The sequence below is a fragment of the Glycomyces tarimensis genome (assembly GCF_054776215.1).
In genome coordinates, this window is sequence record NZ_BAAHCB010000021.1 from 82,042 (window position 1) to 90,140 (window position 8,099).

Below are 8,099 nucleotides of genomic sequence, written 5' to 3' on the forward strand. Positions count from 1 at the left end.
CGCGGCGGTCGGCGAGGCCAACACCGGCAGGCACGCCTACGAACTGTGGTCGCGGCACGGCATCCTGGCCGCCGCCGGCGACACCCTCTGCGACGACGTGGCGGTCAACCTGGCCGCCTGGGCGCGGCACTGCGGGGGAGCGCTCGACGTCGACGCGGTCCTGGTCGACTTCGACGAGCTGCACCCCGTCGCCTGGAGCACCCGCGCCCCCGAACGGCTCGCCGAAGCCGGAGCCGACCCCGCACTGTGGAGGCGGGGATGACCGCACCGGTGATCGTGATCGGCGTCGGCCCCGACGGACGCCCGGCCCGACCGATTCCCCAGGACGCCTCGGCCGTCGCGGGCGGCAGGCGCCACCTGGACGCCCACGCCCCCGCCGGAGTCGAGACCATCCCGATCGCCGGCGACCTCGACTCGGCGCTCGAACGCATCGCCGCCGTCCCCGGCACGGTCGCCGTCCTCGCCTCGGGCGACCCCGGCTGGTTCGGCATCCTCCGCCGCCTCGCCCGCCTCGACCGCCCGCTTGAAGCGCATCCGGCCGCCTCCTCGGTCGCCGGAGCCTTCGCCCGGATCGGCATGAGCTGGGAGGACGCCCACGTCGTCTCCGCGCACGGCCGCGCCCCGGGCCCGGCCCTCGCCACCGCGCTCGCCGGAGCCAAGGTCGCGGTCCTGACCGACGCCGCCAACACTCCGAGCGCCATTGCCCGCGCCCTGCTGGACTCCGGCTGCGGTCAGCGGACCATCGTGGTCGCGTCCCGCCTGGGACACGACGACGAAACGGTCGTCCGCTGCGATCTCGCCGAAGCCGCGCAGCGCGAATTCGCCGGCCCCAACGTCATGCTGATCCTCGACCGAGCCGCGGACACCGCCGGACCGACGCTCCTGGCGCACGGCCGGCCCGCCGCCCTCTGGGGCCGCCCGGTCGAGGACTTCGAGCACCGCGACGGACAGATCACCAAGCCCGCCGTGCGAGCGGCGGCACTCGCCGCGCTCGGCCCCGCCCCGGGCCGCCTGATGTGGGACATCGGCTGCGGATCGGGCAGCGTCGCAGTGGAAGCGTCCGCGCTCGGCGCGGGAGTGATCGCCATCGACGCCGATGCCGCCCAGACCGCACGCGCCCGCGCCAATGCCGCCGCCCACGGCGTCCGCCTCGGACTCGTCCACGCTCGCGCCCCGGCAGCGCTCGAAACCCTGCCCGACCCCGACGCCGTGTTCATCGGCGGGGGAGGAGCCGAGCTCGAAGCGATCATCGACGCCGCGACCGCCCGATGCCGCGACCGGATCGCCGTCGCGCTGGCCACGCTCGAACGCGTCGGACCGGTCGTCAACCGGCTCGAAGACGCGGGCTGGACCGCCAGCGGACAGCTCATCGAAGTCGCCGACCTCGTGCCGCTCGGCGGCGGCCACCGCCTCGCACCGCGCAACCCCGTCCTGCTCGTCCAAGGAGTACACCCGTGACCGCGCCCCGCACCGTCGTCCTGGCCGCCACAAAGACCGGCCGCCGCCTCGCCGCCGACCTCGCCGCCCACCTCGGCGGCGAGCACCGCACCGGGCGAGTTCGCGATGCGCTCGCCGCGGCCTGGCCCGGGGCCGGGGCCATCGTCCTCGTCATGGCCACCGGCGCGGCCGTACGACTGATCGCCCCCCACCTGTCCGACAAGCGGACCGACCCCGCGGTCGTCTGCGTCGACGACGCCGGACGCTTCGCCGTCAGCCTCTGCGGAGGCCACGAAGGCGGCGCGAACGACCTCGCGGACCGCATCGCCGCCCACCTCGGCGCGACCCCGGTCGTCACCACCGCTTCCGAATCCGCCGGGCTGCCCGGCCTCGGCGCGCTCGGGAAGCGCTTCGGCGTCCGGGCCGAAGGCGAGCTCGCCGCCGTCGGCGGCCACCTACTGGCCGGCGGCCCCGTCCGGATCGAACGCGAGCTCCCCTGGCCGCTCGGGCCGCTCCCCGCGCCCGTCACCGACGATCCCGCCGCGCCCCTGCTGCGCGTCAGCGACCGCATCGCCCCCGCACCCGTGCCCTGCGTCCGCTACCGCCCCCCTTCGCTGGTGATCGGCATCGGCTCCTCCCGCGGCGCCACCGCCGCCGAGGTCGGCGACCTCATCGACCGCGCCCTCGCCGACGCCGGACTCTCCCCGCTCGCCGTCCACACCGCCGCGACCGTCGACCGCAAAGCCGACGAACCCGGCATCAACGAGGCCGTCGCCGCCCGCGGCTGGTCCATCGCGCACCTCCCCTCAGAGACGCTCGCCGCGATCGACGTCCCCCACCCCTCCGAGACCGTCCGCGCCGTCGTCGGCACCCCCTCCGTGGCCGAGGCCGCCGCCCTCCACCTCGGCGGCGAACTCCTCGTCCCCAAGCGCCGCAGCCCCATGGCCACCGTCGCGATCGCACGGAGACCGGCCCGCGGACGCCTCGCCCTCGTCTCCCTGGGACCGGGCGCCCACGACCTCACCGCCCCGCGCGCCGCCGCCGAACTGGCCGCCGCCGAAGTCGTCGTCGGCTTCGGGCCCTATGTGGAACAGGCCGCCCGCTGGACGTCCCGCGGTGCCGTCATGGAGCGGTACGGGCTCGGCCAGGAGATCGAGCGGGCCGAGCGGTCCCTCGCCCTGGCGCGCGAAGGCCGTGCCGTCGCGCTGGTCGGCTCCGGTGACGTCGGCGTGTACGCGATGGCCTCGCCGACCCTGGAGCGGGCCGGCGACGACATCGACGTCGTCGTCGTGCCCGGCGTGACCGCCGCGCTCGCCGCCGGCGCGCTGCTCGGCGCGCCGCTCGGACACGACCACTGCTCGATCTCCCTGTCCGACCTGATGACCCCGTGGGAGCTGATCGAGGAGCGCGTCGAGGCCGCCGCCCGCGCCGACATGGCGATCGCCTTCTACAACCCGCGCAGCGCCGGACGCCACTGGCAGCTCAGCCGGGCACGGGAGATCCTGCTGCGCCACCGCGACCCCGACACGCCGGTGGGCGTCGTCCGCGACGCCGAACGCCCCGGCCAGGCCGTCACCGCGACCACCCTCGGCGGGCTCGACGTGGAAACGGTCCAGATGACCACCCTCGTCCTGGTCGGCACCAGTCGGACCCGCACGATCGCGGGCCGCATGGTCACCCCGCGCGGCTACAGGCCGGAGGCGGCCTGATGGACGCCGCGTTCACCGTCACGGCCGAGTGCACCGCCTGCGGGGCCTGCCTGCGGACCTGCCCCGAGCGGTGCCTGCGCCCGACGCCCGGCGGACCGGTGCCGCTGATCGTGCTCGAAGAGCGGTGCACCGGCTGCGGCGAATGCGCCGAAGTCTGCCCGGCCGAGGCGATCCGGCCGCTCGCGGAGGTGCGCCCGTGAGACGCATGGGACGCGACCGCGTCCACCCCATCGAGACCGAGAGCATGCGCCTCCTCGCCTCCAGAGTCGACCTGTCGGACCTGCCGCCGTTGAGCCGGGCGGTGACCGAACGGATCGTCCACTCGGCCGCCGACGTCCGCTACGCCGACGACCTCGTCCTCGACGAGGAAGCCCTGCGACGCGGCTGGGAGGCCCTGCGCGACGGGGCGCCGATCATCGCCGACAGCCGCATGGTCGCCGCCGGGATCACCGCCGCCGACACGGTCGTACCGCTGACCTGGGACGGGATCGCCGAGCTGGCGCGCGATCGCGGCACCACCCGCAGCGCGGCGGCGATCGCGCTCGCCTGCGAGCGCTTCGGTGCGGGCGCCGTCTGGGCGGTCGGCAACGCGCCGACCGCGCTGGAGGCCGTCATCGCCCGCGCCCCCGATCCGGCCCTGGTCGTGGGCCTGCCCGTCGGCTTCGTCGGCGCGGCCGAGTCGAAGGCCGCGCTCCGGGCCTCCGGCCTCCCGGCCGTCTCGAACCGGTCCGAGCTCGGCGGCTCCGCCGTCGCCGCGGCCGCCGTCAACGCCCTCCTGTACTCCGCACCTACCGCATTCGAGGAGAACCGAAGATGAGCCACCAACTCATGATCGTCGCGCACGGCACGGTGGACGAGGCCGGGCAGGCCGAATCGTTCCGGCTGCTGGAACAGGTGCGGGCACTGCGCCCCGGCCTCCGCGCCGACCTGTCCTTTCTGGAGCTGTGCCCGCCGCCGATCAGCGAGAGCGTCGCCGCCTCGGTGGCCGACGGGATCGACCGCATGACGGTCGTGCCCCTGGTGCTGCTGGGCGCCGGCCACGCCAAGGGCGACGTCCCCGCCTCCATCGCCGCCGAGCGGGAACGCCACCCGGGCGTGACGTTCACCTACGGTGCACCGCTCGGCGTCCGGCCCGAACTGCTGGACCTGGTCGACCGGCGGCTGCGAGAGGCGGTTCCCGCCGAGCGGCGGGAGGAGACCGCCGTGGTCCTCATCGGACGCGGCACCTCCGACCCCGACGCGAACGCCGAACTGTGCAAGATCGCCCGCCTGCTCTGGGAGGGCCGCCCGTGGCCGCTGGTGGAGACCGGTTTCGTCAGCCTCGCCCGACCCTCCGTGCCCGAGGCCCTCGACCGCTGCCGGGCCCTGGGCGCGAAACGGATAGCACTGCTGCCGTACTTCCTGTTCACCGGCGTGCTCGAGCGCCGCATCCGGGCGCAGACGCGCGAGTGGGCCGCGAAGCACCCCGGAATCGAAGTGGTCGACGCGCCGTACCTGGGGCCGGACCGGGCCGTCGCCGAGGCGCTGCTGGCCCGCGCCGACGAGGCCGAGGCCGGCCGCACCTCCGTCAACTGCGACACCTGCCAGCACCGCGTCGCCCTGCCGGGCTTCGAGCACCGCGTGGGCGCCCCCCAGACCCTGCACTTCCACCCCGACGACCCCGGCACCCACGGCCACCACCACGGCCACCACCACGCCGAGGCCGCCCAATGACCCTCCACCTCATCCTCGGCGGCGCCCGCTCGGGCAAGAGCGCCCGAGCCGAGCGCCTGGCCGCCGCCAGCGGCCGCCCCGTCGCCTACCTCGCCACCGGCTCGCCCTCGGACCCCGAGATGGCCGAGCGCGTCCGCGCCCACCGGCAGCGCCGCCCCGCCGCCTGGCGCACCCTCGAGACCACCGACCTCGCCGCGGCACTGCGGGAACTGCCCCCCGAGACCTGCGCCCTCATCGACGACCTCGACGGATGGGTCACCGACGAGATGACCCTCACCGGGCTGTGGGCCGACGACGAGGTCGCCGGGCTCGGCACCGACGGCCGCGCCGCATGGGACCGCGTCCTGGCGGCCGCGGCCGAATGGCGCGACCTCGCCGCCGCCCACCCCGCGCCGGTCATCGTCGTCGCCGGCCAGGCCGGCGGCGGCCTCACCCCGACCCACGCCTCGTCCCGGCGCTGGCTCGACCTCCACGGCGACGTGGTGCGGCAGTTCAGCGAGGCCGCCGGCGAATGCGAACTGGTCGTCGCCGGTCGCCCGATGCCACTGCCCGCGCCGACCGCGCCCCCGGAACGGGAGGACCGGCTCCGCGAACACGGCGACACCCAGGTGCCCGAGGGCGCGGTGGACCTCGCCGTGAACGTCCTCGCAGGACCGCCGGAATGGCTGGCCGAACGGCTCTCCGAGGCCGCCGCGAACCTGGCCGCCTACCCCGACCAGGGTGCCGCCCGGGCCGCCGCCGCGGCCCGACACGGGCGCACCCCGGCCGAATGCCTGCTCCTCAACGGCGCCGCCGAAGGCTTCTGGCTGCTGGCCCAGACGCTCCGCCCCAGGCACGCCGTCTGCGTCCACCCCACCTTCACCGAAGGCGAGGCCGCGCTCCGCGCCGCCGGAGTGCGCGTCACGCGGGTCTTCCGCGACAGCGCACAGTGGACTTTCGACCCCGCCGGCGTCCCCCACGACGCCGACTTCGTCCTCCTCACCCGCCCCGACAACCCCACCGGCACCCTCGACCCGGTGGCGACCGTCGAACGCCTCTGCCGCCCCGGACGGACCGTCGTCGTGGACGAGGCGTTCGCGGACTTCCTGACCGACGGCGCCGACCTGGCCGGCCGAGGCGACCTCCCCGGCCTCGTCGCCGTCCGCAGCCTCACCAAACTGTGGGGCATCGCCGGCCTGCGCGTCGGCTACCTCCTCGCCGACGCCGCGACGATCGCCCGGCTCGACGCGGCCCGCCAGCCCTGGCCGGTCAGCTCCCTCGCGCTGGCGGCGATCGAAGCCTGCGCCGCCGCCGAAGACGAGCGCGCCGAACGAGCCCGCCGCGTCGACCGCGAACGCGAGACACTCCTGCAGGCCCTCGACGACCTCCCCGGCCTGCGCGCCTGGCCCGCCGCGGCCAACTTCGTGCTCGTCCGCACCGACCAAGCCGACCTGCGCGAACGCCTCCTCGCCGACGGCCTCGCCCTGCGCCGCGGCGACACCTTCCCCGGACTCGACCGCCACTACCTGCGCATCGCCGTCCGCGATGAGCCCACGACCGACCGACTCCGAACCGCTCTCCTGCGACATCTGAAAGGCGCGACATGAACCGGCTCGCCTCCCTCGTCGACCAGATCGAACCCGTCGAGGCGCGCTTCGCCGCCCTGGCCGCCGAACGCCACAACGGCCTCGCCAAACCACAGGGCAGCCTCGGCCGCATCGAAACGCTCGGCGGGCGGCTGTCCGCCGTCGCCAGGGCCTGCCCGCCACCGCCCATCGAAGACCCCGCCCTGCTCATCGCCGCCGGCGACCACGGCGTCCACGCCCAGGGCGTCAGCCCGTGGCCGCAGGAGATCACCACCATGATGGTCGAGAACTTCTGCGCCGGCCGCGCCAGCGCGAACGCCATCGCCGCCGCCTGCGGCGCCCGCGTCGCCGTCCTCGACGCCGGGACGGCCAAACCGCCCGGTGACCACCCGATGCTCAGCACCGCCGGCATCCGGGCCGGCACGCGCGACCTCCGCGTCGAACCGGCCATGACCGAAGCGGAATGCACCGCCGCGATCCTCGCCGGGGCCGAGCTCGCGGGCCACCTGATCGACACCGGCGCCGACCTGATCGTCCTGGGCGACATGGGCATCGCCAACACGACCCCCTCCGCCGCGCTCATAGCCGCGTTCACCGGCGAACCCGCCGACCGGGTCACCGGACGCGGCACCGGCATCGACGACCGGACCCTCGGCGTCAAGATCGCCGTGGTCGCCGACGCCCTCGCCCGGCACGGGGACGACCGCGACCCGCTGCGCACCCTCGCCTCCCTCGGCGGGCTCGAACACGCCGCGCTCGCCGGGGCGGCGCTCGCCGCCGCCGCACGGCGCGTCCCGGTCCTGGTCGACGGCGTCAACACCGTCGCCGCCGCACTGGCGGCCGTCGCTGTGTGCCCGGACGTGACCGGCTACCTCTTCGCCGGCCACCGATCGGTCGAGCCTGGAGCCTCCGCCGGGCTCGCCCGGCTGGGGCTCGAACCGCTGCTCGATCTCGAAATGCGCCTCGGAGAAGGCACCGGCGCGCTGCTCGCGGTCCCGATCGTCCGCAGCGCGGCCGCGGTCCTCAGAGGCGTCGCCGGACTCGACGAGCTCGGCGCCTGATGCGGGCGGTGCGCGACGCGCTGGGCTTCCTGACCGTCGTGCCGGTGCGCGGCCGGTGGCCGCTCACGCGCGCCGCCGTCTCGGCCTTCCCCCTCGCCGGCCTGGCCGTCGGCCTCGCATGGGCCGCGGCGGCCTGGACGGGCCTGCACATCGGGGGACCCCTGGTGGCCGCGGCCCTGGTCCTGGCCGTCGACTTCGCGCTCACCGGCGGCCTCCACCTTGACGGCCTGGCCGACACCGCCGACGGGCTGGCCAGCCGCCGCCCTCCCGACCAGGTCGCCGAGGTCATGAAGGACCCGCGCATCGGCGCGGTGGGGGCGGGAGCTCTCGTCATCACCCTCCTGCTCCGCTTCGCCCTGCTCGGCGCGATCACGGGGACGCCCGGCGCCTGGCCGGCTGTGGCGCTCGTCCCCGTCGTCGGGCGCCTGTCCATGGTCTGGCAGCTGCGGGCCGGCCGGCCCCGGGCGGGGTCCCTGGCGGCCGGTCCCGCCGCTGCCGCGTCCCGCGGCGCGCTCACCGTCGCGACACTGTGGACGGCAGTGCTGGCCGCCGCGAGCGGCATCGCCTTCCACCGGGGCTGGCCGATCGTTCTGGTCGCCGCGGCGGCGGGTACC

The 8,099-nt window shown here is 75.9% G+C and carries 8 protein-coding genes and 1 pseudogene; all 9 read left to right on the top strand.

The genetic code is table 11. The annotated features are described in order from the left end of the window. A pseudogene (locus ACYVK3_RS17340) lies at positions 1 to 262 on the top strand (hypothetical protein); the annotation flags it as partial. After that, positions 259 to 1,458, top strand: a complete 1,200-nt coding sequence (gene cbiE, locus ACYVK3_RS17345) for a precorrin-6y C5,15-methyltransferase (decarboxylating) subunit CbiE (RefSeq protein WP_460498590.1) — start codon at positions 259 to 261, stop codon at positions 1,456 to 1,458. The pseudogene ACYVK3_RS17340 and the gene cbiE, both read left to right, overlap by 4 nt. Beyond that, entirely contained in the window at positions 1,455 to 3,146 is a 1,692-nt protein-coding gene (gene cobJ, locus ACYVK3_RS17350) for a precorrin-3B C(17)-methyltransferase (RefSeq protein WP_460498591.1), read from the top strand. Before cbiE ends, cobJ begins: the two co-directional genes overlap by 4 nt. Further along, positions 3,146 to 3,346, top strand: coding sequence for a 4Fe-4S binding protein (locus ACYVK3_RS17355; RefSeq protein ID WP_460498592.1), 201 nt, complete (start codon positions 3,146 to 3,148; stop codon positions 3,344 to 3,346). The genes cobJ and ACYVK3_RS17355 overlap by 1 nt, the downstream gene beginning before the upstream one ends. 5 nt (positions 3,347 to 3,351) lie before the next feature. Beyond that, positions 3,352 to 3,963, top strand: coding sequence for a precorrin-8X methylmutase (locus ACYVK3_RS17360; protein ID WP_460498729.1), 612 nt, complete (start codon positions 3,352 to 3,354; stop codon positions 3,961 to 3,963). Next, positions 3,960 to 4,859, top strand: coding sequence for a sirohydrochlorin chelatase (locus ACYVK3_RS17365; protein ID WP_460498593.1), 900 nt, complete (start codon positions 3,960 to 3,962; stop codon positions 4,857 to 4,859). The genes ACYVK3_RS17360 and ACYVK3_RS17365 overlap by 4 nt, the downstream gene beginning before the upstream one ends. Beyond that, positions 4,856 to 6,445: an Rv2231c family pyridoxal phosphate-dependent protein CobC gene (cobC, locus tag ACYVK3_RS17370; protein WP_460498594.1), complete on the top strand. Its 1,590-nt coding sequence runs from the start codon at positions 4,856 to 4,858 to the stop codon at positions 6,443 to 6,445. Before ACYVK3_RS17365 ends, cobC begins: the two co-directional genes overlap by 4 nt. Beyond that, positions 6,442 to 7,485 (top strand): nicotinate-nucleotide--dimethylbenzimidazole phosphoribosyltransferase, encoded by a 1,044-nt coding sequence (cobT, locus tag ACYVK3_RS17375; protein WP_460498595.1) that lies wholly within the window; start codon positions 6,442 to 6,444, stop codon positions 7,483 to 7,485. The genes cobC and cobT overlap by 4 nt, the downstream gene beginning before the upstream one ends. Next, positions 7,485 to 8,099 (top strand): adenosylcobinamide-GDP ribazoletransferase (locus ACYVK3_RS17380; RefSeq protein WP_460498596.1); only part of this gene is annotated, 615 nt, incomplete at its 3' end. The genes cobT and ACYVK3_RS17380, both read left to right, overlap by 1 nt.